This window comes from Pseudomonas sp. FP215 (genome assembly GCF_030687795.1).
In the GTDB taxonomy this organism is placed as follows: Bacteria; Pseudomonadota; Gammaproteobacteria; order Pseudomonadales; family Pseudomonadaceae; genus Aquipseudomonas; species Aquipseudomonas salmasensis.
Window position 1 is genome coordinate 5,583,783 of record NZ_CP117447.1, and the last position, 22,976, is coordinate 5,606,758.

Consider the following 22,976-nt stretch of genomic DNA (forward strand, 5'->3'; position numbering starts at 1 on the left):
TATCGGTGATAAATTGTCAAGCACTGGCGAAGGAACGTGAATGACCAAACTGGACAAGGGCACCGTGATCGCGGCGGCGCTAGAGCTGTTGAACGAGGTTGGCATGGACAGCCTGACGACGCGGAAGCTCGCTGAACGCCTCAAGGTTCAGCAGCCTGCGCTTTACTGGCATTTCCAGAACAAGCGAGCGCTGCTTGATGCGCTCGCCGAGGCGATGCTGGCGGAACGCCATACCCGCTCGCTACCCGAAGAGAATGAGGACTGGCGGGTGTTCCTGAAAGAGAATGCCCTGAGCTTCAGAACGGCGTTGCTCTCTTATCGGGACGGCGCGCGTATCCATGCCGGCACTCGACCGACAGAACCGAATTTTGGCACCGCCGAGACGCAAATACGCTTTCTCTGCGCGGAGGGCTTTTGTCCGAAGCGCGCCGTTTGGGCGCTCCGGGCGGTCAGTCACTATGTGGTCGGTTCCGTTCTCGAGCAGCAGGCATCTGATGCCGATGAGAGAGTTCCGGACAGGCCAGATGTGTCCGAGCAAGCACCGTCGTCCTTCCTGCACGATCTGTTTCACGAGTTGGAAACAGACGGCATGGATGCTGCGTTCAACTTCGGACTCGACAGCCTCATCGCTGGTTTCGAGCGGCTGCGTTCATCTACAACAGATTAGAGGCTTATGCCCCTTTGCCGCCCCAACTGCCACGACACCGATCCGCTTTGCACGATGCCCATGACCTCACGGCCGAGCTGGCGGTCGATGACCGGCCGCCACGGGACAAGGGAAATGAGCGGTATCTTGCCAGACAGGATACCGCCATTCACGAGGTTTCGAAGATTATTGCGCCGCATCGGAGCGGGCTTGCTTCCAGTCGTCGGCTAGACGACTGGCGACTTCTCGGTGGCAGCATCACGGGATCGAAGGAGCGCCAGCCCCAACGACACCAGCACTGCCATTGCCGTGGCGTAACAAATCACGGGCCACGCTGTATCGCCGTTTAACAGCGTCACCGCCAATGTCCCGACGATACTGACTATCAGGCTTTGGATGCAGAAGTAGAACGCAACCGCTGATCCAGCGATGTCGTCGAACTGCGCAAGTGCGCCGTTGGCGGTAACGGACACCGTGAAGACAATGCCGACCGCGACAACCCACATCGGCAGGATGAAGCTGAAAAATGACGGCGATCCGAAAAGTTGGCCGATCCCCAACAGGATCGCGCCGGAAACGAGCAACGCCATCCCGCGCGCTACGCATCCCGCGATACCCCATTTGGCAACGAAGGACTTTGCGAAGCGGGTTGTCGTGACCATGACCAGCGCGACAGTCGCGAAGGCCAAGCTAAATCCGATCTCGGAATAGCCGGCTTGGCCTATGAGAACACGGGGGGCTGTCGAGAAGAAAACGAAGAATGTGCCCATGCCGGCACTAAATCCGACCGTGTAAACCCAAAAGGCCGGACTCGCGAAGATCGGCAAAACAGATCGTTGCGTTCTGGCCTGATCCAACGGTCGGGTTTCATGCCACCTGAAACTGGCGTTTAAGAGTGCGAGCGAAGCCAGTGCAGCCAGTGTGATGAAGATCGCCTGCCATCCCCAAAACTCGCCGATCAGCGCACCGGCTATAGGGCCGAGCGCAGGCACGAACGCCAGCATCGAACTGAAAAGGCCGTAGATGACGGCACCTTCGGGACGATTGGCATATACGTCGCGCACGGTCGCGAAGGTGGCCACCAGCATGGCCGATGCTCCAACAGCCTGAACCAGACGAAACGCAACAAAGGCTAATGCAGTTGAAGAACAAGCCGCTCCCAGAGACGCAGCAACGAAAGCCGTTGCGCCTACAAGCAGGATCGGCCGTCGCCCGACGCGATCGGAGAGTGGCCCAAAGATCACTTGGCCCACACCGAGCATCACCATGTAGAGGCTCAACGTGAGTTGGATTATGGATGGAGTCGTGTTCAGGACGCCCGGCATCGCCGGAACGACTGGAAGATAAATATCCATCGCCAGCGAGGCGAGGATGTCGAAGGGAGCCATAAGCAGCAAGGCTGCCGGCAGCGTATAGGCCCACGCGGGGCGTGTGGTGGTCATGACGAATCAACCGCTCGATTAAGGATACCGGGCAGCGTCTGCTCGTCAGCAATCAGATGGGATTGGTCTTACAGAGCGCCGCAACAACAATTCTGATGTTGCGGCTTACTTGTCTGCTGACTTGGAATTTCCCATGCTGATGGCTCCACGATTACGAAATTGAATAGCAGCTCTTATCGAATTAGTTGTTGCGTTGCAATGCGGTATCGTTGGCTCCTATAGCCCCAACCCCCGCTGCCGCCCTAACTGCCACGACACCGAACCGCCCTGCATGATACCCGCGACCTCGCGGCCGAGCTGGCGGTCGATGATCGGCCGCCACGGGACAAGGGTGAACTCGTGGCTCTTTTCCACGATGGCGAACTTGCCGCTCGTTAGCTGGACAGTCCCGGTGAACTTGCCGCTGACACTCTCACCATCCTTGGCGGCGCGGAACGGCAGCGCCTTGCCCTCGGCCATCTCCGCACCGGCGCGCGCAACTTCCCGCTCGCGCAGGGTGGCGAGAAGATTGCGCCGGTAGAAGATTCGGCCGTCCCTGTTGCGCGTGGCGTCGCGCTGTTCGATATGATGCTCGCGGCGCTGGTCCATGGCTTCGCGGACCTGTTGCCCGAAGCCGGTCGGCGCAAGGTCGGCCGTTTCGCCATGGACCAATCGCCGGTCCATCCCCGGATCGAGGATGAGCCGGTCGGCAGCGACCCCGCTCCGTCGCAAGGCGGAAACCCGCGCCTCGAAGAACCGCACAATCTCGTCGAGCGCGTCTTCGGGTCGAAGGTGACCGGTGCGGGTGGCGATGCCATCCCGCTGCGCTGAGTGCATAACCACCAGCCTGCAGTCCGCCTCAGCAATATCGGGATAGAGCGCAGGGTCAGGAAATCCTTGGATATCGTTCAGGTAGCCCACGCCGCGCTTGAGCGCATAGCGCTGGGTTTCCGGTTGGAAGCTGTCGATTGAAACACGGTGCATCTGATCGGACAGGGCGTCTAAGAGCGGCGCAATACGTCTGATCTCATCGGCCGGCGATACAGGCCTCGCGTCCGGATGGCTGGCGGCCGGTCCGACATCCACGACGTCTGATCCGACTCGCAGCATTTCGATCGCCGCGGTGACAGCGCCGGCGGGGTCTAGCCGCCGGCTCTCATCGAAGAAGGAGTCCTCGGTGAGATTCAGAATGCCGAACACCGTCACCCTGCTGCGTAACATCGTTGCTGCTCCATAACATCAAACATCGACCCACGGCGTAACGCGCTTGCTGCTTGGATGCCCGAGGCATAGACTGTACAAAAAAACAGTCATAACAAGCCATGAAAACCGCCACTGCGCCGTTACCACCGCTGCGTTCGGTCAAGGTTCTGGACCAGTTGCGTGAGCGCATACGCTACTTGCATTACAGCTTACCAACCGAACAGGCTTATGTCCACTGGGTTCGTGCCTTCATCCGTTTCCACGGTGTGCGTCACCCGGCAACCTTGGGCAGCAGCGAAGTCGAGGCATTTCTGTCCTGGCTGGCGAACGAGCGCAAGGTTTCGGTCTCCACGCATCGTCAGGCATTGGCGGCCTTGCTGTTCTTCTACGGCAAGGTGCTGTGCACGGATCTGCCCTGGCTTCAGGAGATCGGAAGACCTCGGCCGTCGCGGCGCTTGCCGGTGGTGCTGACCCCGGATGAAGTGGTTCGCATCCTCGGTTTTCTGGAAGGCGAGCATCGTTTGTTCGCCCAGCTTCTGTATGGAACGGGCATGCGGATCAGTGAGGGAAGGTCTGAAGTAACCCTGTATTTCCGGTCGACTTCAGCCCTTGCTGCTTTTGAAAGCGGGCCGTCGATCAAAATCGACCAGGTAACCCGCTCAGTTCTCCGTTTTTGGCCGCCGCGAGCACCTCGCAGCAGCCATTTTCCGCATTACAGGTGCACCTGTCCTGCGGTAGTCAGCAAATGTCGGCGCGCCATCCATAGGTTCGACAGCGCGAACAGCGTCACCAGCTGAGCGGTGTTCTTGGCCAGGCCACGGAAGCGCACCTTCACGTAACCGAACTGGCGCTTGATCACTCGAAACGGGTGCTCGACCTTCGCTCGCACTTGTGCCTTGGCCTTCTCGATCTTGCGCTTGGCTTTGTACAGGGCGCTGCGTTTATCGAGCTTCTTGTAGGTGCTGCGGCGTGCTGCGACCTGCCAGATCACTTCGCGGCCCGCATGTTCGGGGCGCTTTTCGACGCCGGTGTAGCCGGCATCGGCGCAGACGACGTTCTCGTTACCGTGCAGCAGTTTGTCGACCTGGGTGATATCCGCCACGTTGGCTGCCGTGCCTACCACGCTGTGTACCAGCCCCGACTCATCATCCACGCCGATGTGCGCCTTCATGCCAAAGTAATACTGGTTCCCTTTCTTGCTCTGGTGCATTTCCGGGTCGCGCTTGCCGTCCTGGTTCTTGGTCGAGCTGGGTGCGTGGATCAGTGTGGCATCGACGATAGTGCCCTGGCGCAGCGACAGGCCGCGATCCCCCAGGTAGCCATTGATTACGCCGAGGATGCCGGCTGCCAGCTCATGTTTCTCCAGCAAACGACGGAAGTTGAGGATGGTGGTTTCGTCGGGAATGCGCTCCAGGCTCAGCCCGGCGAACTGACGCAGGATGGTCGTCTCGTAGAGCGCTTCTTCCATGGCCGGGTCGCTGTAGCCGAACCAGTTCTGCATCAGATGGATACGTAACATGGCCATCAGCGGATAGGCTGGACGACCACCTTCACCCTTTGGGTAGTGTGGCTCGATCAGGGCAATCAATCCCTTCCACGGCACCACCTGATCCATCTCGATCAGGAACAATTCCTTACGGGTCTGCTTGCGCTTGCCGGCGTACTCGGCGTCGGCGAAGGTCATCTGCTTCATGGAAAAACTCGGCTGGCGGGATCGGCGTATTTCACCAGATTCGGGAAGTCTTTTTCAGACCTTCCTGAGGGTTTGCAACTGCGGGTCAAGGATCTGGATTTCGATCACGGCACGATCATCGTGCGGGAGGGCAAGGGCTCCAAGGATCGGGCCTTGATGTTACCCGAGAGCTTGGCACCCAGCCTGCGCGAGCAGCTGTCGCGTGCACGGGCATGGTGGCTGAAGGACCAGGCCGAGGGCCGCAGCGGCGTTGCGCTTCCCGACGCCCTTGAGCGGAAGTATCCGCGCGCCGGGCATTCCTGGCCGTGGTTCTGGGTTTTTGCGCAGCACACGCATTCGACCGATCCACGGAGCGGTGTCGTGCGTCGCCATCACATGTATGACCAGACCTTTCAGCGCGCCTTCAAACGTGCCGTAGAACAAGCAGGCATCACGAAGCCCGCCACACCGCACACCCTCCGCCACTCGTTCGCGACGGCCTTGCTCCGCAGCGGTTACGACATTCGAACCGTGCAGGATCTGCTCGGCCATTCCGACGTCTCTACGACGATGATTTACACGCATGTGCTGAAAGTTGGCGGTGCCGGAGTGCGCTCACCGCTTGATGCGCTGCCGCCCCTCACTAGTGAGAGGTAGGGCAGCGCAAGTCAATCCTGGCGGATTCACTACCCCTGCGCGAAGGCCATCGGTGCCGCATCGAACGGCCGGTTGCGGAAAGTCCTCCCTGCGTCCGCTGATGGCCGGCAGCAGCCCGTCGTTGCCTGATGGATCCAACCCCTCCGCTGCTATAGTGCAGTCGGCTTCTGACGTTCAGTGCAGCCGTCTTCTGAAAACGACAAACTGGATGTCAGGCAAGGCGCATCACGCCGTCAGAATAGAGTCCGCTTTCACATTCTTTGACACATGCTTGCCAAGGTCATAGATTTCAGCCTGACAAATTCAAGGCTTCGGGCGCAATGGAACCAAAAACCAACGCAAGCCCTGCCGCCCATCCAGCCCATGGAGGCATCTTGCAGGGACAACGCATCGGTTACGTCCGGGTCAGCAGCTTCGACCAGAACCCGGAACGCCAACTTGAACAGGTCGAGGTCGGCAAGCTGTTCACCGACAAAGCCTCGGGCAAGGACACCCAGCGTCCCCAGCTGGAGGCCATGCTCGGTTTCGTTCGCGAAGGCGACACCGTGGTGGTGCACAGCATGGATCGCCTGGCACGAAACCTCGATGATTTGCGCCGCCTGGTGCAGAAGCTGACCCAGCGCGGTGTGCGCATCGAGTTCTTGAAGGAAGGCCTGGTGTTCACCGGCGAGGACTCGCCGATGGCCAACCTGATGCTGTCGGTCATGGGGGCCTTTGCCGAGTTTGAGCGCGCCCTGATTCGCGAGCGGCAGCGCGAGGGCATCGCCCTGGCCAAGCAGCGCGGTGCCTACCGGGGCCGCAAGAAAGCCCTCTCCGACGAGCAAGCCATCACGCTGCGGCAGCGGGCCGCTGCGGGCGAGCCGAAGGCGCAGCTCGCCCGCGAGTTCGGCATCAGCCGAGAAACCCTCTATCAGTACCTTCGCAAGGACGACTGAACCATGCCGCGTCGCTCGATTCTCTCGGCTACGGAGCGCGACACCTTGCTTGCGTTGCCGGAAAGCCAGGATGACCTGATCCGCTACTACACCTTCAACGACTCCGACCTGTCGCTGATCCGCCAGCGGCGCGGCGACGCCAACCGCCTGGGCTTCGCGGTGCAGCTCAGCCTGCTGCGCTACCCCGGCTATGCGTTGGGCACCGACAGCGAGCCGCCCGAGCCGGTCATCCAGTGGGTGGCCAAGCAAGTTCAGGCCGACCCGGCGAGTTGGTTGAAGTACGGCGAACGCGACGTGACTCGCCGCGAGCACGCCCAGGAACTGCGCACCTACCTACAACTGGCCCCGTTCGGCCTGTCCGACTTCCGCGCCCTGGTGCGCGAGCTGACCGAGTTGGCCCAGCAGACCGACAAGGGCTTACTGCTGGCCGGTCAGGCCCTGGAGAGCCTGCGACAGAAGCGGCGCATTCTGCCGGCGTTGAGCGTAATTGATCGAGCTTGTTCGGAGGCCATTGCGCGGGCCAATCGCCGAGTCTACCGCGCCCTGGTCGAACCACTCACGGACTCGCATCGGGCCAAGCTGGACGAGCTGTTGAAGCTCAAGGCCGGCAGCAGCATCACCTGGTTGACCTGGCTGCGACAGGCACCGCTGAAACCGAACTCCCGCCACATGCTCGAACACATCGAGCGGCTGAAGACATTTCAGCTGGTGGACTTGCCCGAAGGCCTGGGCCGACACATCCACCAGAACCGCCTGCTCAAGCTGGCCCGCGAGGGTGGGCAGATGACGCCCAAAGACCTCGGCAAGTTCGAGCCGCAGCGACGCTACGCGACCCTGGCCGCCGTGGTGCTGGAGAGCACCGCGACGGTGATTGATGAGTTGGTCGATCTGCACGACCGTATCCTGGTCAAGCTGTTCAGCAGCGCGAAGCACAAGCATCAGCAGCAGTTCCAGAAGCAGGGCAAGGCGATCAACGACAAGGTGCGCCTGTACTCGAAGATCGGCCAGGCTCTGCTGGAAGCCAAGGAAAGCGGTAGCGATCCCTATGCCGCCATTGAGGCGGTGATTCCCTGGGACGAGTTCACCGAGAGCGTCAGCGAGGCCGAGCTGCTGGCCCGGCCGGAAGGCTTCGACCATCTGCACCTGGTCGGCGAGAACTTCGCCACTCTGCGCCGTTACACGCCGGCCTTGCTGGAGGTGCTGGAACTGCGCGCTGCCCCGGCTGCGCAAGGCGTGCTGGCAGCCGTGCAGACCCTGAGCGAGATGAACGCCTACAACCTGCGCAAGGTGCCGGCCGATGCGCCCACCGCCTTCATCAAGCCGCGCTGGAAGCCGCTAGTGATAACCCCGGAAGGCCTCGACCGGCGCTTCTACGAAATCTGCGCCCTGTCCGAGCTGAAGAACGCGCTGCGCTCCGGTGACATCTGGGTCAAGGGCTCGCGGCAGTTCCGCGACTTCGACGACTACCTGCTGCCGGCAGAGAGGTTCGCCGCGCTCAAGCATGCGCAGGCTCTGCCCCTGGCGATCAACCCGAACAGCAACCAGTACCTGGAAGAGCGCTTGCAGCTGCTGGACGAGCAGCTGGCCACCGTCACCCGCCTGGCCAAGGACAACGAGCTGCCCGATGCCATCCTCACCGAGTCCGGGCTGAAGATCACCCCGCTGGATTCCGCGGTGCCCAATACCGCGCAGGCGCTGATCGACCAGACCAGCCATTTGCTGCCGCGCATCAAGATCACCGAACTGCTGATGGACGTGGACGACTGGACGGGCTTCAGCCGCCACTTCACACACCTGAAGGACGGTGCCGAGGCCAAAGACCGGACATTGCTGCTGTCAGCGATCCTGGGCGATGCAATCAACCTCGGGCTGACCAAGATGGCCGAGTCGAGCCCCGGCCTGACCTACGCCAAGCTGTCCTGGCTGCAAGCCTGGCACATCCGAGACGAAACCTACTCGGCGGCCCTGGCCGAGCTGGTCAACCACCAGTACCGTCATACCTTCGCCGCTCACTGGGGCGACGGCACGACCTCTTCTTCCGATGGCCAGCGCTTCCGGGCGGGTGGTCGAGGCGAAAGCACCGGCCACGTCAACCCGAAGTACGGCAGCGAGCCGGGGCGGCTGTTCTACACCCACATCTCCGACCAGTACGCACCGTTCAGCACCCGCGTGGTGAATGTCGGCGTGCGCGACTCTACCTATGTGCTCGACGGTCTGCTGTACCACGAGTCCGACTTGCGGATCGAGGAGCACTACACTGACACGGCTGGCTTCACCGATCATGTCTTCGCCCTGATGCACCTGCTGGGCTTCCGCTTCGCACCGCGCATCCGCGACCTCGGAGAAACCAAGCTGTATGTTCCGAATAGCGTCCAGGACTACCCGACATTGCGCCCAATGGTTGGCGGCACCCTGAACATCAAGCACGTCCGCGCCCATTGGGACGACATCCTGCGCCTGGCCAGCTCGATCAAGCAGGGCACGGTCACCGCCTCGCTGATGCTGCGCAAGCTCGGCAGCTATCCGCGCCAGAACGGCCTGGCCGTGGCCCTGCGCGAGCTGGGCCGGATCGAGCGCACGCTTTTCATCCTCGATTGGTTGCAAAGCGTCGAGCTGCGCCGGCGCGTGCATGCTGGACTGAACAAGGGCGAAGCCCGCAACTCCCTGGCCAGGGCGGTGTTCTTCAACCGCCTCGGCGAGATCAGGGATCGGAGCTTCGAGCAGCAGCGCTACCGGGCCAGTGGCCTCAACCTGGTGACGGCCGCCATCGTGTTGTGGAACACGGTGTACTTGGAGCGCGCCACCCAGGCGATGGGCGATGCGGGGAAGTCGGTGGATGGTGAGCTGCTGCAATACCTGTCGCCGCTGGGGTGGGAGCACATCAATCTGACCGGCGATTATGTCTGGCGGCAGAGCCGCAGGCTGGAGGACGGGAAGTTTCGGCCGCTAAGGCTGCCCGGAAAACCTTAGCGTACGATTTTTTCCGTTTTCTCTATTCGCCCCTAGTTGATGGAGCGTGCGATCAAATGCAAGTTATGCTCGGCGTAAACGCGTAACGCCAGCACGCCGAGCAAAGTCAGGGAGACGCTGGCCAGGGTCACCGCCACCAGCGCCAGGATCATATGCCCCCGGCCAATGACCGAGCGCAGAGTCGGCCGCCCTTTAGTAAACCTCATGGCGCAGGCGCTCGACGGCGGGACAGTTGCAGTACGCTGGGGTGAATGCGCACGCCGCTGCGGGCAACGGAGTCCAGGTTGACTTCGAACGATACTTGCTCATCGCTCACCCGCAGGCAAAACAGGCTGCCTACGGTGCATTGGTCACCGCCTTCGCTGATGCTGAGAACCGGGTGGCCAATCAACGACGTGAACAGCCGGTTGCGTTCATCCATGCTCAGCTTGCCGATGTAGACCGCGTCGCAGGCACTGACGATATCGGGATGGTCGGACAGCAAACGGCGCACCGACACCGGACGGCCAGTGGCCTGTGTGGTGCCCTTGATCAGGTCGTCGGTGTACTGGGTGGGCCCGACGATGCACAAGCGCAACGTCTGCGGCTCAACCGGCCAACGGGCGTAGCTGAGGATGCCGAGCACCACTTGGGTGACGGCCTGGGCACGGTGCTCGGCCAGGCTGGGCGTCTGCGCAAATACGCGCGGCGCAAGCAGGCACAGCACCGTCACCAGTAACAGGCGTCTCCAACTCATACTGCGCACTTTGGGCGAGACAGCCACGTTCATGCAGCGATACTCTCAAGGGTTTTCAGGGTGATGCCGCAACGATAGCACAGCGGCGGACATCCCCACGAAGCACAGCATTCGAGGGGTTCGCTATTTTTTCAGAAAAATCAGACGTCTGAATGAGAAATATTGCCTGACCTATCAGTCATTTTTTTCAGACAGATGGTCCAACTCCAACATCAATCCACTTAGGCGCTTGACCTTGCGCCGCACCGCTTCCTCAAACACGCCGCCCCGGGGCTCGATCAGGCTGAACCAGCGCTTGGCACGGGTGATACCGGTATAGATCAGCTCTTTGGTCAGCACCGGGTTGAGGGCATCCGGCAGGATCAGCGCGGTGTGAGTGAACTCCGAGCCCTGGGATTTGTGCACGGTCATGGCGTACACGGTTTCCACATCATTCAAGCGGCTGGGCAATACAAAGCGCACGCCGCCCTGGCCATCGTTACGTGGAAAGGCCACCCGCAGCACGTGGGGGCCGCCATCGCTTTCGGGCAATTTCAGCGCGATGCCGATGTCGCCGTTCATCAGGCCCAGGCCGTAGTCATTGCGGGTCATCAGCACGGGGCGGCCTTCGTACCACTGCTCGTCACCCTCGATCAGGCGGACTTTGCGCAACGCGGCGGTGATGCGCAGGTTGAGCCCTTCGACGCCCCAGGGGCCTTTGCGCACCGCGCACAGCAGCTGAAACGCGTCGAAGGCGTGCAGCAATTGTTGCGCCCAAGCGGTCCAGGCTGGATCGTCACGCGGTGTATCGGCAGAGGGACGCGCCGATTGCAGCAGGTTCAGGTAGTAGCGGTAACCCTGGGCGCCATCGCCCTGCCCATCCAATACCAGGCGCTCAAGGGCGTGGTCATGTTCGCCCTTGAGGCTGACACAAAACAGGTCGTCGTGGCGGCCTGCGGCCAGCAGCTGGCGAGCCTCTTCAGCGTTTTGCTGGTTGACCCAACGCGCCAGTTGGCCGATACCGCTACCCTCACCGAAGCGGCGCGAATAGCGCAGCATCACCACTTGCTGGGCCAGGGGATGGCTGCCATTGAGGTCCTCTTGCAGGCCGCTGGTGCCGAGGTCTTCACCGCTGACGGCTTGCAACCAGTGGCGAGTCTGCGGGCTGTACCAGCCAGCTTCGGCATCGCGGCACAAATCGCCGAGTACGGCCCCCGCTTCTACCGAGGCCAGTTGGTCCTTGTCGCCCAGCAATACCAGGCGTGCGTGGGGCGGCAAGGCGTCAAGCAGGTTGGCCATCATTTCCAGGTCGATCATCGAGGCTTCATCCACCACCAGCACATCCAAGGGCAACGGGTTGCCCAAGTGATGACGGAAGTGCCGGGTGCCCGGACGGCTGCCCAACAAACGGTGAACTGTGGTGACCTGGGTGGGGATTTTTTCCCGCACGTTGTCGGGCACTGTCAGTGACAGCACTTGCTGGCTGATGGATTCGGTCAGGCGGGCAGCGGCTTTACCGGTGGGCGCGGCCAGGCGGATGCGCAACGGGCTGCCGGACTCCACGGCCGGCGCCTGCAACAGCGCGAGCAGGCGCACCACGGTGGTGGTCTTGCCGGTACCGGGGCCGCCGGTGACGATACTGAAGGCGCCGCGGGTCGCCAGGGCGCAGGCGAGCTTTTGCCAGTCAATCACCCCATCGGGCGCCGGTTGGTCGAACAGGCGATTGAGGCGTTGCGGCAGGTCGGCGGCGGCGTCTTCCACGCTGGCCAGGCGCAGGCGCAGGGCGTGGTCGATACGCCGCTCGTAGGTCCAGTAACGGCGCAAGTACAGGCGCTTGCCGGACAACACCAACGGACGGCTGCGGGCCTCCTCGCTGCCATCGACGGCCAGCGCGACCAACGGGCTTGAAGCCAGGGCATGGCACCAATGGCCGCCATCCAGGCCGTGCAGCAACTGCGAGGGTAGCAGCATGGCGCCGGTGTGCAGGTCGCCTTCGGGTGGCAGTGACAGGGCGAAATCCGGCGCCTTGAGGGTTTCGAACACATCCAGACAGACGTGGCCATGGCCCAATTGATGGCTGGTCAAGGCCGCCGCCAGCAGCACCAGCGGATCGGCGTTTGGGTCCAGCTCGTACAGGAAGCCGACGAAGGCTTTGTCCAAGGCCCGCAGCCAACCCCGCTCGACCCAACGCGCAAGCAACTGCATCAGGTCGGCGGCGCGATCAAGCGGCAAAAGCGCCTCCAGCGGTAACGGCGACAGGCTCATAACAACACTCCTTGTTCCCAGGCGGGCTCAACCTTGGGCGGGATGGGCTTGCCCTGGAACAACAGGTCCAGGCTTTCGATCAACTCACGGGGCGGGCGGGTGAAATACGCGCCCTGGCTCACCGACTGGCTACCGCGCAGGAACAAGTAAAGGGCACCGCCGACGTGCTGGTCATAATCGTAATGCGGCAGGCGCGCCTTGAGTTGGCGGTGCAGGGCCAGCAGGTAAAGTACGTATTGCAGGTCGTACCGATGCTCGAGGATCGAGTGTTCCATGGCGTCCTGGGTGTAGGCCGAGTCGTCTGGGCCAAGCCAATTGGATTTGTAGTCGGCCACGTAGTAACGGCCATCGTGCTCGAACGTCAGGTCGATAAAGCCTTTGAACATGCCGTTGAGCAGGACGGGCTCGGCGGCCACGCGGGACACGCCGCCATGGGTGTGCTGGCACACCAGTTTGTCGAGGGCGAGCACGTCGACGGTGTGACTGGCGAACCAGAATTCCATCTCGATCTGGTACTGCTGCAGGCCGCTGAGGGTGAAGCGGTCGTTGTGCAGCGGCAGCGGCGTTTGCAGCAGGTGCTCCAGCCAGCCGCTGAGAGTGACGATCCAGCCTTCCCAGTTGCGGCGGTTGCAGCGTGCGCCCACGGCTTTTTCGATCGCCTCCGGGGTCACGTTGAAACCTTCTTCACCGGCCCATTCCAACAAGCCGTGAAGGAAGGTGCCTGGGTTGGGACCGCGTGGAAAACGGTGAATATCCCCACCGGAGGCGACCGTTTCTCGAGGGGCATCGGGGTCGAGGCGTTCGTCATCGAACAGCTTCTGGGCCTGTGGGCTTTCGGGCGCTTCGAGGCTGGCGGCGCTCATGCTGTCGCCGATGCGCAAGGCGCTGTAGGAGGCAATCCACCAGTTTTCCGCGGCCTTGCGTACAGGCAGCAACGGCGCAAGCAAGGTCGCTTGGTTGCGCGGCGGGTGGAACTGGATGTCTTGGGCGTCTGGCACAAGGTCATAACGGATGGCCGCGCAGCCTTGCTGCAAGTCCAACAACCAGCGCGCCAGACCCGCTGATTCGCCCAACGACGCGCCGGCACCGAGCAAATAGCCCAATGCCGACAGGTGCAAGACCGAGCTGCTGTTATTGCCGCGCTTGAGGTCGGCGATGCCCAGCCAGCAGGCGTGTTTGGCGCGGGTCAAGGCCACGTAGAACAAACGCAGGTCTTCCGCCAGACGCTCGTCATCGGCTTGGGCGATCAGCTCGGCCGTGGGTCGTAGGCTAACCTGGGACTTGCCCTGTTCATCGTGGTAATGCAGCGGCAAGCGACTGCCATCCACGGGCTTGGCCGAACAGATGAACGGCAAGAACACCAAGTCGTATTCCAGGCCCTTGGATTTGTGGATGGTCACCACTTTGACCAGTTGCTCATCGCTTTCCAGACGCAGGATCTGCTCTTCACCGGCCTGCCCCGACAGCGCCAGATGCTCGGCCAAATGACGGATCAACGCCTGCTCGCCATCCAGTTCCGAGGCGGCCTGTTGCAACAACTCACTGAGGTGCAACAGGTTGGTCAGCACCCGCTCGCCATCACTGCGGGCGATGAGGGTTTGCGGTAGCTTGAAGTCGTGGAGCAGGCGACGCAGCATCGGCAACACGCCTTGGGTACGCCAGATGGCACGGTAGCCACGAAACTGCATCACCCGCGATTCCCACGCCAGTTCGTCCTGGTTCAGACGTTCCAGCTCCGCCAGGGACAGGTTCAGGGTGACGCAGGCCAGGGCCGCCCTTAATGGCCGTTCGACGTCCGGCTCGGCGCACGCCTTGAGCCAGGCCAGCAGGTCATGGGCTTCCTGGGCGGCAAACACCGAGTCTTTATCCGACAGGTACACACTGCGCACGCCACGGCTGGCCAGTTCGGCACGTACGGCTTGGGCTTCCTTGCCGTCGCGCACGAGGATGGCGATGTCTGACGGCAACACGCCCTTCAAGCGCCCCGCTTTGACAAAACCTGCGCTGCCTTGCTGGCCACCATTGAGCAACGCAACGATCTGCGTGGCGCAGGCGGCGGCCAGTTGCTGACGGTAAACCGCGTTGGAAATCGGCTGGTCGGTGGGCAGGTGCCAAAGGTTCATGGCCGGCAGCGTATGGCCGTCGACCTGCAACTGCTCGCTACGGCCTTGGGACAGTACCGAATGGAACGGCACCGGGTTATCGCCGCTGGGCTGGCGAAACAGGAACGCACCACGGCCGGTTTCGGCACGCTGGAACACATGGTTCACCGCCTCGACCATCGCATGGCTGGAACGGAAGTTGGTGCCCAGGGTGTGATGGCGGCCGGTGGTGGCCTGCCGGGCGCGCAGGTAGGTGTAGATGTCGGCGCCGCGAAAGGCGTAGATCGCCTGCTTGGGGTCGCCGATCAAGAACAGGCCGCTGTCGAGGTGGTTTTCCTCGATGCGGTAGATGCTGTCGAAGATGCTGTATTGCACCGGGTCGGTGTCTTGGAATTCGTCGATCAGGGCCACCGGGAATTGCTCGCGGATCACACTGGCCAGGCGCTCGCCCCCGTCTGCCTGGAGGGCGGCGTTGAGGCGGATCAGCATGTCGTCAAACCCCATCTCGGCGCGGCGACGTTTCTCTTCTTCGAAGCGTTTGCCAACCCAACCGGCAGCGTGTTGCAGCACCGCGGCGTCAGGCGTTGGCAAGGCGTCGAGGCTGGCTTTGAGGCCGGCCATGGCTTGGATGCCGGGGTGCTGCGGCGGCTCGCCTTTCCAGGCTTCGGCCATGCCATCGGGCGTCAGGCGGGTAAAGCCGGTGCCGATATCCAGTTGTTCCAGGGTTTCGTCAGCGGCCCAGGCGCTGATCTTTTCGAACCAGGGTTCGATGTAACGCGCTTGCATCTTGCGCCCATCGACCGCTTTGGCGGCGACGGCTTGCAGGCAGATATCCCGCAGCTCGGCGGCCCATTGTTGCCAAGGTGCCTTGAGGGTAACCAGCGCGGCGCGGCGCTCTTGCAGGCAGGTGCTGATCAGTTCGGCTGGCTCGCGGGTTTCGTCGGAGGGCCGCTCGCTGCCGAACAATGCACGCACCCGTGGCATCAGGGCCGCGGGGCCGCCCCAATTATTGCGCACCCAGTTGAGGGCATCGTCATGCATTGGGTAGCAGAACAAGCGCCAGTAGTCGCGCAGCACTTCGCCCAGCAGGTCGCTATGGTCGGTTTCCAGGGTTTGTGTGAACAGGCTGCCACTGTCGAACGCGTGTTCGCGCAGCATGCGCTGGCACCAACTGTGGATCGTCGAAACCGCCGCTTCATCCATCCATTGCGCGGCGATGTCCAGGCGATTGGCACAGGCCGGCCATTGCTGCGGATCATAGTGCTCGCGCAGGTCGGCAATCAGCGTATCGGGCTGTTCGATTTCGTCACGGAAGAAGCGCGCGGCTTCGGCCAGGCGGATGCGAATGCGTTCTCGCAGCTCTTTGGTGGCCGCGTCGGTGAACGTCACCACGAGGATTTGCGGTGGCAGCAGCTCGCGGCCGAAACCGGATTCATCGCCGCCGTGGCCGAGCACCAGGCGCAGGTATAAGGCGGAGATGGTGAAGGTCTTGCCGGTGCCGGCACTGGCTTCAATCAACTGGCTGCCTTTGAGCGGGAACGCCAGGGCCAAGGGTTTGCCGATCATGCGTTGGCCTCCGTGCTGGAAAGCGATCGCCAGGGGGCGTTGATCAGCGGGCGATACAAGGTTTCGCACCAGCCTTCGAATTCTTCGCTGGCGACCAAGGCCGCGTAGTCGGGAAATTGCCGCGTGAGGGCGGGCGTTTCGCGGCGTTCGCCGTCAGTGGTGATGCCATCGCCTTCATAGGCTTTGCTCGCAGCCGCTTGGGCCTTGGCGGGATCAGTCTGGCCGAGCCAGGCGAACGCGGTTTTCACTGCGACCGGTAGCGGCGCACTCATGCCCGTGTGCCAGGCCAAAAGCAGGTTGCCGAGGATGTCCTCGGCGCTGGCCTTGTCCAGCGGGGCCAACAACAAGGTGTCGTCACTGGCTACCAGACTGGTGCTCAAGGGCAGGCCACAGGCGCAGGCCACCACGTGATTGACCCAGGGGCGGATGAGGCGATGCCACTTGCGTGTCTTGATTGAGCCGATGCTATTGGGGATGGTGGTGACACTCAACAGTCCGCCATCACTGCGTCGGTGCAGGCCGCTGATCCAACCTTCGAGCTGGATGCCCTGGTACGCAAAGCTGATCGGTTCAGCGCCGGTATGCGGGGTGGGCCACAGCGCCAGAAGGTGTTGGTAGCGTTGCACCAGGTCCGGCAACGGCTCGATCAGCTCGTTACGCAGGCATTCACCGAAACCCACCATCGGCAGCAGGCCGCTGCCTTGCAGGCGCAGGGCCTGGGCGTTGAGCGCCTGATCAAGCTGATCGGGTTGAGTAAGCGCCGCGTTCAACAGGCTGTCGCTGAGGTTGTAACGTTGCAACGCGTCCAGCACGAAGGGTTCTTCGTCAGCCAGGGGCACTTCGGCGGCTTCGAAGAATACTTTCAGGCGCTGGCTGAAGAAGTGTTTGACCGGATTGCGCAGGAAGTCCTGTAACTGGCCAAGGCTCAGGGGTTCTTCCTGTTGGTGAGGGGCCAAGCCTTGCTCTTGGGTGATGACCGCCGGCGCCTGATGTAGCAATTGCCATTCGCGGGCATAGCTGAACAGCGGGTCACCTTCGTGGAAGTAGCGGGCGCTGAAGGGTTGCAGCGGGTGCTCCTGGGTCATTGCGTCGATCAGCGGCTGATCGTCGCTGGTGTGCTGCCAGCCGCTGGCCAAGTGGTCGCGCAGTTGGCCGATCAGCACCGAGGCCGGGCGATCACTGTTGTCACGGATGCTGCGGCCTACCCAGCTGATATACAGCTGGTCACGGGCCGACAGCAGCGCTTCGAGCAGTAAGTAGCGGTCGTCTTCGCGGCGAGAACGGTCGCCGGGGCGGTAATCACTGCCCATCAGGTCAAAATCCAGGGGTGGCTGGGCCCGCGGGTAATCGCCGTCGTTCATGCCCAGCAGGCAAACCAGCTTGAACGGGATCGCGCGCATGGGCATCAGCGTACAAAAATTGACCGCTCCCGCCAGGAAGCGCTGGGACAGGCGCCCCTGATCCAATCCGGCCAGCCATGCCTCACGTACTACCGTGAGGGGTAACTCGTCTTGCAAGCCGACGGACTCGCAAGTTTCCAGCCAGGTTTCTCTTAACTGCTCGAGCTGGCCGAGCAGGTAGTCATCGTGCTCGCTGCTGGGCAGGAAAAACAGCTGCATCAAGCGCTGTAGACGCTCGCCCCAGGCTTGCGGCGAGGCGGCTTCCGATAACGCTTGATGGGCATCGTTCAAGGCGTCAAGCAAGGCGACCAGCGGGCCGATCAAGGCCGCATCGAGGCCACCGATTTCGTCATAAGGCTCAATACCGTCGCAGGCCGAGCCAGTGCCGACGGCATAGCCCAGCAGCATACGGCGCAGGCCGAATCGCCAACTGTTTTGCTCCAGTTCCGTGGGCAGGCCTAAACCGGCGCGTTGCTCGGCATTCAGGCCCCAGCGGATGCCGGCGCCTTCGATCCAGCGATGCAAGGTGGGCAGATCACGCTCTTTGATGGCGAAGCGTTCGCGCAAGGCGGGGACGTCAAGCAGGTCGAGGATTTCGCTGACAGGGAAGCGGCTGTCGGGAAGTTTGAGCAAGTGCTCGACGGCGATCAACAGCGGGTCGCGACCGCGTTGGCCTTGGTCTGTGAGGGTGAAGGGGATGAAGCGTGGGTCATGGCGTTCGAGCTGGCCGAAGACCGCGCGAATATGCGGCGCGTAGCTGTCGACGTCGGGGACCATGACGATGATGTCCCGAGGACGCAGTGTGGGGTCAGCGCTGAAGCGATGAAGTAATTGGTCGTGGAGGATTTCCACTTCGCGCTGGGCGCTGTGGGCGATATGGAAACGGATCGAAGTATCGCGTTGCAAGTCGACAGCGGGCCACCGTTCACGGGTTTCATTCAACGGTCGCAGTTCGAGGATATCGTCCTGGAGTTGGTTGAGTAGCGTGGTGGGTTCGCTGTCGCTGAACAGGTCGATACGACCGTCGCGGAATGCCGCACGGTAGCTGTTGGGGTCATCGTAGCTGTCCAGCAAACTGATGTAATCACGGCCCTGCTTGCCCCAGGCAGCAAGCAGCGGATGGGCGTGCTGGTGCAAGGTTTGTGGGTCGATAGTGACGGGCATGCCCGCTTTGCGCGCCTGGCGTTTGTATTCGTTACGCAATAAGTCTTTGTCGGCGACGATGTCCGACCAATGATGGCGGCAGGGGTTATGCACGCAGAGCAGGACTTGGCTGAAACGGGCCAGGCCCGCCAAGGCTTCCAGCGCCTGGGCCGGCAGCGATGAGATGCCGAAGACAATCACCCGGGGAGGCAAGCCGGGAGGTGCTTGTTCAAGGCTGTTGATGCGCTCGATGAAGCGCTGATGAACGCCGGCCCGGCTTTCGGCCATGCCTGCTTCACCTACATCCAACAGCAGCGCGCGCCATAGCTCGGCTTGCCAACAGTTGGCTGGGTTGAGCGGTTTGGACTCGCCTCGACCATTGCGCAGTTGGTGCCGGCCTGCGGCCCAATCTTCCAGCCAGTCAGCACGGTAGACCTGGTATTGGTCGAACAAGTCAGCCAGGCGCTCGGCGAGTTGGTAGCGTTTGCGCAGATCGGTATCTTGCGTCAGGAAGCGTTGCAGCGGCTCGAAGTGCGGTTGATCGATCAGCTCGGGTAACAGGCGCATGAGGCGCCAGGTCAGCGGGGCTTTATCAAGCAGGGACTTGGGCGGGATCTCATCACGGCCCAAGACCATGCGATAAAGCTGCCACATAAAGCTGCCAGGCAGTTGCACGTCGATGGCTGCGGCAATGCCACAGCCGCCCATATCATCGGCTTGCGGGTCTTCGGCCAAGGCCAGCTTGAGCCACTGGGCAATGCCGTTGCTTTGTACCAGGGCGATTTCGTTTTCCAAAGGCGCCAGTGGGTAACGGCGCATCCAACTGACCACCAGGCTTCGCAGCTCGTCCAGGCGGTTGCCATGAACCACCATGAATCCAGGGCTGAGGGACGTCGCGTCCGGCATAACGGCTTCCTTGGGAAAAGCAAAATCGAGGGATGGACTTTAGCACTGTGGTGCACGGGGCGGACACAGGACGAACAGGTGTACGGGGACAAGGTGGACACTTTTCGAGCGCCCAAAACAAAACCCCAACTGCTTTCGCAATTGGGGTTTCGGAATTTAATCTTGACGATGACCTACTCTCACATGGGGAAACCCCACACTACCATCGGCGATGCATCGTTTCACTGCTGAGTTCGGGATGGGATCAGGTGGTTCCAATGCTCTATGGTCGTCAAGAAATTCGGGTACTGAGTCGTGGCCAGCTGGCCTCGCTTCAGCAAATTGGGTAAGTGATAGATCTCGGTGTTTTGTGAGCGTCGAACTTTCGGTTCATTTTCGTCTTCACACACCGCAATCTGATGCTCGTTAGAGTAGTCAAATTGCTTGGGTGTTATATGGTCAAGCCTCACGGGCAATTAGTATTGGTTAGCTCAACGCCTCACAGCGCTTACACACCCAACCTATCAACGTCGTAGTCTTCGACGGCCCTTCAGGGAACTCAAGGTTCCAGTGAGATCTCATCTTGAGGCTAGTTTCCCGCTTAGATGCTTTCAGCGGTTATCTATTCCGAACATAGCTACCCGGCAATGCCACTGGCGTGACAACCGGAACACCAGAGGTTCGTCCACTCCGGTCCTCTCGTACTAGGAGCAGCCCCTCTCAAATCTCAAACGTCCACGGCAGATAGGGACCGAACTGTCTCACGACGTTCTAAACCCAGCTCGCGTACCACTTTAAATGGCGAACAGCCATACCCTTGGGACCGGCTTCAGCCCCAGGATGTGATGAGCCGACATCGAGGTGCCAAACACCGCCGTCGATATGAACTCTTGGGCGGTATCAGCCTGTTATCCCCGGAGTACCTTTTATCCGTTGAGCGATGGCCCTTCCATACAGAACCACCGGATCACTAAGACCTACTTTCGTACCTGCTCGACGTGTCTGTCTCGCAGTCAAGCGCGCTTTTGCCTTTATACTCTACGACCGATTTCCGACCGGTCTGAGCGCACCTTCGTACTCCTCCGTTACTCTTTAGGAGGAGACCGCCCCAGTCAAACTACCCACCATACACTGTCCTCGATCCGGATAACGGACCTGAGTTAGAACCTCAAAGTTGCCAGGGTGGTATTTCAAGGATGGCTCCACGCAGACTGGCGTCCACGCTTCAAAGCCTCCCACCTATCCTACACAAGCAAATTCAAAGTCCAGTGCAAAGCTATAGTAAAGGTTCACGGGGTCTTTCCGTCTAGCCGCGGATACACTGCATCTTCACAGCGATTTCAATTTCACTGAGTCTCGGGTGGAGACAGCGCCGCCATCGTTACGCCATTCGTGCAGGTCGGAACTTACCCGACAAGGAATTTCGCTACCTTAGGACCGTTATAGTTACGGCCGCCGTTTACCGGGGCTTCGATCAAGAGCTTCGCGTTAGCTAACCCCATCAATTAACCTTCCGGCACCGGGCAGGCGTCACACCCTATACGTCCACTTTCGTGTTTGCAGAGTGCTGTGTTTTTAATAAACAGTCGCAGCGGCCTGGTATCTTCGACCGGCATGAGCTTACGGAGCAAGTCCTTCACCCTCACCGGCGCACCTTCTCCCGAAGTTACGGTGCCATTTTGCCTAGTTCCTTCACCCGAGTTCTCTCAAGCGCCTTGGTATTCTCTACCCAACCACCTGTGTCGGTTTGGGGTACGGTTCCTGGTTACCTGAAGCTTAGAAGCTTTTCTTGGAAGCATGGCATCAACCACTTCGTTAACTAAAAGTTAACTCGTCATCAGCTCTCGGCCTTAGAATCCCGGATTTACCTAAGATTCCAGCCTACCACCTTAAACTTGGACAACCAACGCCAAGCTGGCCTAGCCTTCTCCGTCCCTCCATCGCAATAACCAGAAGTACAGGAATATTAACCTGTTTTCCATCGACTACGCTTTTCAGCCTCGCCTTAGGGACCGACTAACCCTGCGTCGATTAACGTTGCGCAGGAAACCTTGGTCTTTCGGCGTGGGTGTTTTTCACACCCATTATCGTTACTCATGTCAGCATTCGCACTTCTGATACCTCCAGCAAGCTTCTCAACTCACCTTCACAGGCTTACAGAACGCTCCTCTACCGCATCACTTACGTGATACCCGTAGCTTCGGTGTATGGTTTGAGCCCCGTTACATCTTCCGCGCAGGCCGACTCGACTAGTGAGCTATTACGCTTTCTTTAAAGGGTGGCTGCTTCTAAGCCAACCTCCTAGCTGTCTAAGCCTTCCCACATCGTTTCCCACTTAACCATAACTTTGGGACCTTAGCTGACGGTCTGGGTTGTTTCCCTTTTCACGACGGACGTTAGCACCCGCCGTGTGTCTCCCATGCTCGGCACTTGTAGGTATTCGGAGTTTGCATCGGTTTGGTAAGTCGGGATGACCCCCTAGCCGAAACAGTGCTCTACCCCCTACAGTGATACATGAGGCGCTACCTAAATAGCTTTCGAGGAGAACCAGCTATCTCCGAGCTTGATTAGCCTTTCACTCCGATCCACAGGTCATCCGCTAACTTTTCAACGGTAGTCGGTTCGGTCCTCCAGTTAGTGTTACCCAACCTTCAACCTGCCCATGGATAGATCGCCCGGTTTCGGGTCTATTCCCAGCGACTAGACGCCCTATTAAGACTCGCTTTCGCTACGCCTCCCCTATTCGGTTAAGCTCGCCACTGAAAATAAGTCGCTGACCCATTATACAAAAGGTACGCAGTCACCCAACAAAGTGGGCTCCCACTGCTTGTACGCATACGGTTTCAGGATCTATTTCACTCCCCTCTCCGGGGTTCTTTTCGCCTTTCCCTCACGGTACTAGTTCACTATCGGTCAGTCAGTAGTATTTAGCCTTGGAGGATGGTCCCCCCATATTCAGACAAAGTTTCTCGTGCTCCGTCCTACTCGATTTCATGACTAAGAGATTTTCGCGTACAGGGCTATCACCCACTATGGCCGCACTTTCCAGAGCGTTCCGCTAATCTCAAAGCCACTTAAGGGCTAGTCCCCGTTCGCTCGCCACTACTAAGGGAATCTCGGTTGATTTCTTTTCCTCAGGGTACTTAGATGTTTCAGTTCCCCTGGTTCGCTTCTTGCACCTATGTATTCAGTACAAGATAACCATCTTATGATGGCTGGGTTCCCCCATTCAGACATCTCCGGATCAAAGTCTGTTTGCCGACACCCCGAAGCTTTTCGCAGGCTACCACGTCTTTCATCGCCTCTGACTGCCAAGGCATCCACCGTATGCGCTTCTTCACTTGACCATATAACCCCAAGCAATCTGGTTATACTGTGAAGACGACATTCGCCGAA

The 22,976-nt window shown here is 60.5% G+C and carries 10 protein-coding genes, 2 rRNA genes and 4 pseudogenes; 5 read left to right on the forward strand and 11 right to left on the reverse strand.

Annotation, left to right across the window (positions count from 1 at the left end; translation table 11 throughout):
• The first annotated feature begins 40 nt into the window (after positions 1-40).
• Positions 41-667: a tetracycline resistance transcriptional repressor TetR(G) gene (gene tetR(G), locus PSH76_RS25335; RefSeq protein ID WP_000163574.1), complete on the forward strand. Its 627-nt coding sequence runs from the start codon at positions 41-43 to the stop codon at positions 665-667.
• Here tetR(G) and PSH76_RS25340 read toward each other — a convergent pair.
• The 3 genes and pseudogenes from PSH76_RS25340 to folP all read right to left on the reverse strand — a co-directional run.
• Positions 664-780: pseudogene (locus PSH76_RS25340) on the reverse strand (DUF3363 domain-containing protein); the annotation flags it as partial. The gene tetR(G) and the pseudogene PSH76_RS25340 sit on opposite strands and share 4 nt — an antisense overlap.
• A 93-nt stretch (positions 781-873) precedes the next feature.
• On the reverse strand, positions 874-2,088 hold the full coding sequence (locus tag PSH76_RS25345) for a chloramphenicol/florfenicol efflux MFS transporter FloR2 (protein ID WP_000214125.1): 1,215 nt from the start codon (positions 2,086-2,088) through the stop codon (positions 874-876).
• A 216-nt stretch (positions 2,089-2,304) separates the two neighbouring features.
• A complete protein-coding gene (gene folP, locus PSH76_RS25350) occupies positions 2,305-3,288 on the reverse strand; it encodes a dihydropteroate synthase (RefSeq protein ID WP_023835631.1) in 984 nt (327 codons plus the stop codon).
• A 101-nt stretch (positions 3,289-3,389) separates the two neighbouring features.
• Between folP and intI1 (PSH76_RS25355) the strand changes: the two are divergent.
• Positions 3,390-3,839 (forward strand): annotated as a pseudogene (intI1, locus tag PSH76_RS25355) (class 1 integron integrase IntI1); the annotation flags it as partial.
• Between the two features lie 143 nt (positions 3,840-3,982).
• Here the strand turns inward: intI1 (PSH76_RS25355) and PSH76_RS25360 are convergent.
• Positions 3,983-4,963, reverse strand: a complete 981-nt coding sequence (locus PSH76_RS25360) for an IS5-like element ISPa16 family transposase (protein WP_038410028.1) — start codon at positions 4,961-4,963, stop codon at positions 3,983-3,985.
• A 60-nt stretch (positions 4,964-5,023) separates the two neighbouring features.
• Between PSH76_RS25360 and intI1 (PSH76_RS25365) the strand changes: the two are divergent.
• The 3 genes and pseudogenes from intI1 (PSH76_RS25365) to PSH76_RS25375 all read left to right on the forward strand — a co-directional run.
• Positions 5,024-5,599: pseudogene (gene intI1, locus PSH76_RS25365) on the forward strand (class 1 integron integrase IntI1); the annotation flags it as partial.
• 374 nt (positions 5,600-5,973) lie between these two features.
• Entirely contained in the window at positions 5,974-6,534 is a 561-nt protein-coding gene (locus PSH76_RS25370) for a recombinase family protein (RefSeq protein ID WP_003090771.1), read from the forward strand.
• A gap of 3 nt (positions 6,535-6,537) precedes the next feature.
• Positions 6,538-9,504: a Tn3 family transposase gene (locus PSH76_RS25375; protein ID WP_003090772.1), complete on the forward strand. Its 2,967-nt coding sequence runs from the start codon at positions 6,538-6,540 to the stop codon at positions 9,502-9,504.
• A 35-nt stretch (positions 9,505-9,539) separates the two neighbouring features.
• Here PSH76_RS25375 and PSH76_RS25380 read toward each other — a convergent pair.
• The 7 genes and pseudogenes from PSH76_RS25380 to PSH76_RS25410 form a co-directional block, all read right to left on the reverse strand.
• A pseudogene (locus PSH76_RS25380) lies at positions 9,540-9,710 on the reverse strand (diguanylate cyclase); the annotation flags it as partial.
• Positions 9,707-10,273, reverse strand: a complete 567-nt coding sequence (locus PSH76_RS25385) for a YfiR family protein (protein WP_032895306.1) — start codon at positions 10,271-10,273, stop codon at positions 9,707-9,709. The gene PSH76_RS25385 and the pseudogene PSH76_RS25380, both read right to left, overlap by 4 nt.
• Before the next feature lie 141 nt (positions 10,274-10,414).
• Positions 10,415-12,484: an exodeoxyribonuclease V subunit alpha gene (gene recD, locus PSH76_RS25390; RefSeq protein WP_305493095.1), complete on the reverse strand. Its 2,070-nt coding sequence runs from the start codon at positions 12,482-12,484 to the stop codon at positions 10,415-10,417.
• The gene (gene recB, locus PSH76_RS25395) at positions 12,481-16,152 is read right to left on the reverse strand and encodes an exodeoxyribonuclease V subunit beta (RefSeq protein WP_305493096.1); all 3,672 of its coding nucleotides are present in this window, start codon (positions 16,150-16,152) and stop codon (positions 12,481-12,483) included. Before recB ends, recD begins: the two co-directional genes overlap by 4 nt.
• On the reverse strand, positions 16,149-19,601 hold the full coding sequence (gene recC, locus PSH76_RS25400; protein WP_305493097.1) for an exodeoxyribonuclease V subunit gamma: 3,453 nt from the start codon (positions 19,599-19,601) through the stop codon (positions 16,149-16,151). The genes recB and recC overlap by 4 nt, the downstream gene beginning before the upstream one ends.
• Before the next feature lie 160 nt (positions 19,602-19,761).
• A 5S ribosomal RNA gene (gene rrf, locus PSH76_RS25405) occupies positions 19,762-19,877 on the reverse strand.
• Positions 19,878-20,035: 158 nt separating this feature from the next.
• Positions 20,036-22,927, reverse strand: a 23S ribosomal RNA gene (locus tag PSH76_RS25410).
• Positions 22,928-22,976 lie beyond the last annotated feature (49 nt).

Excerpts from the sequence above, each read along its gene's own strand:
- folP (WP_023835631.1), bottom strand. The coding sequence starts at position 3,288 with ATGTTACGCAGCAGGGTGACGGTGTTCGGCATTCTGAATCTCACCGAG.
- recB (WP_305493096.1), bottom strand. The coding sequence starts at position 16,152 with ATGATCGGCAAACCCTTGGCCCTGGCGTTCCCGCTCAAAGGCAGCCAG.
- recD (WP_305493095.1), bottom strand. The coding sequence starts at position 12,484 with ATGAGCCTGTCGCCGTTACCGCTGGAGGCGCTTTTGCCGCTTGATCGC.
- PSH76_RS25385 (WP_032895306.1), bottom strand. The coding sequence starts at position 10,273 with ATGAACGTGGCTGTCTCGCCCAAAGTGCGCAGTATGAGTTGGAGACGC.
- PSH76_RS25345 (WP_000214125.1), bottom strand. The coding sequence starts at position 2,088 with ATGACCACCACACGCCCCGCGTGGGCCTATACGCTGCCGGCAGCCTTG.
- PSH76_RS25360 (WP_038410028.1), bottom strand. The coding sequence starts at position 4,963 with ATGAAGCAGATGACCTTCGCCGACGCCGAGTACGCCGGCAAGCGCAAG.
- recC (WP_305493097.1), bottom strand. The coding sequence starts at position 19,601 with ATGCCGGACGCGACGTCCCTCAGCCCTGGATTCATGGTGGTTCATGGC.
- PSH76_RS25375 (WP_003090772.1), top strand. The coding sequence starts at position 6,538 with ATGCCGCGTCGCTCGATTCTCTCGGCTACGGAGCGCGACACCTTGCTT.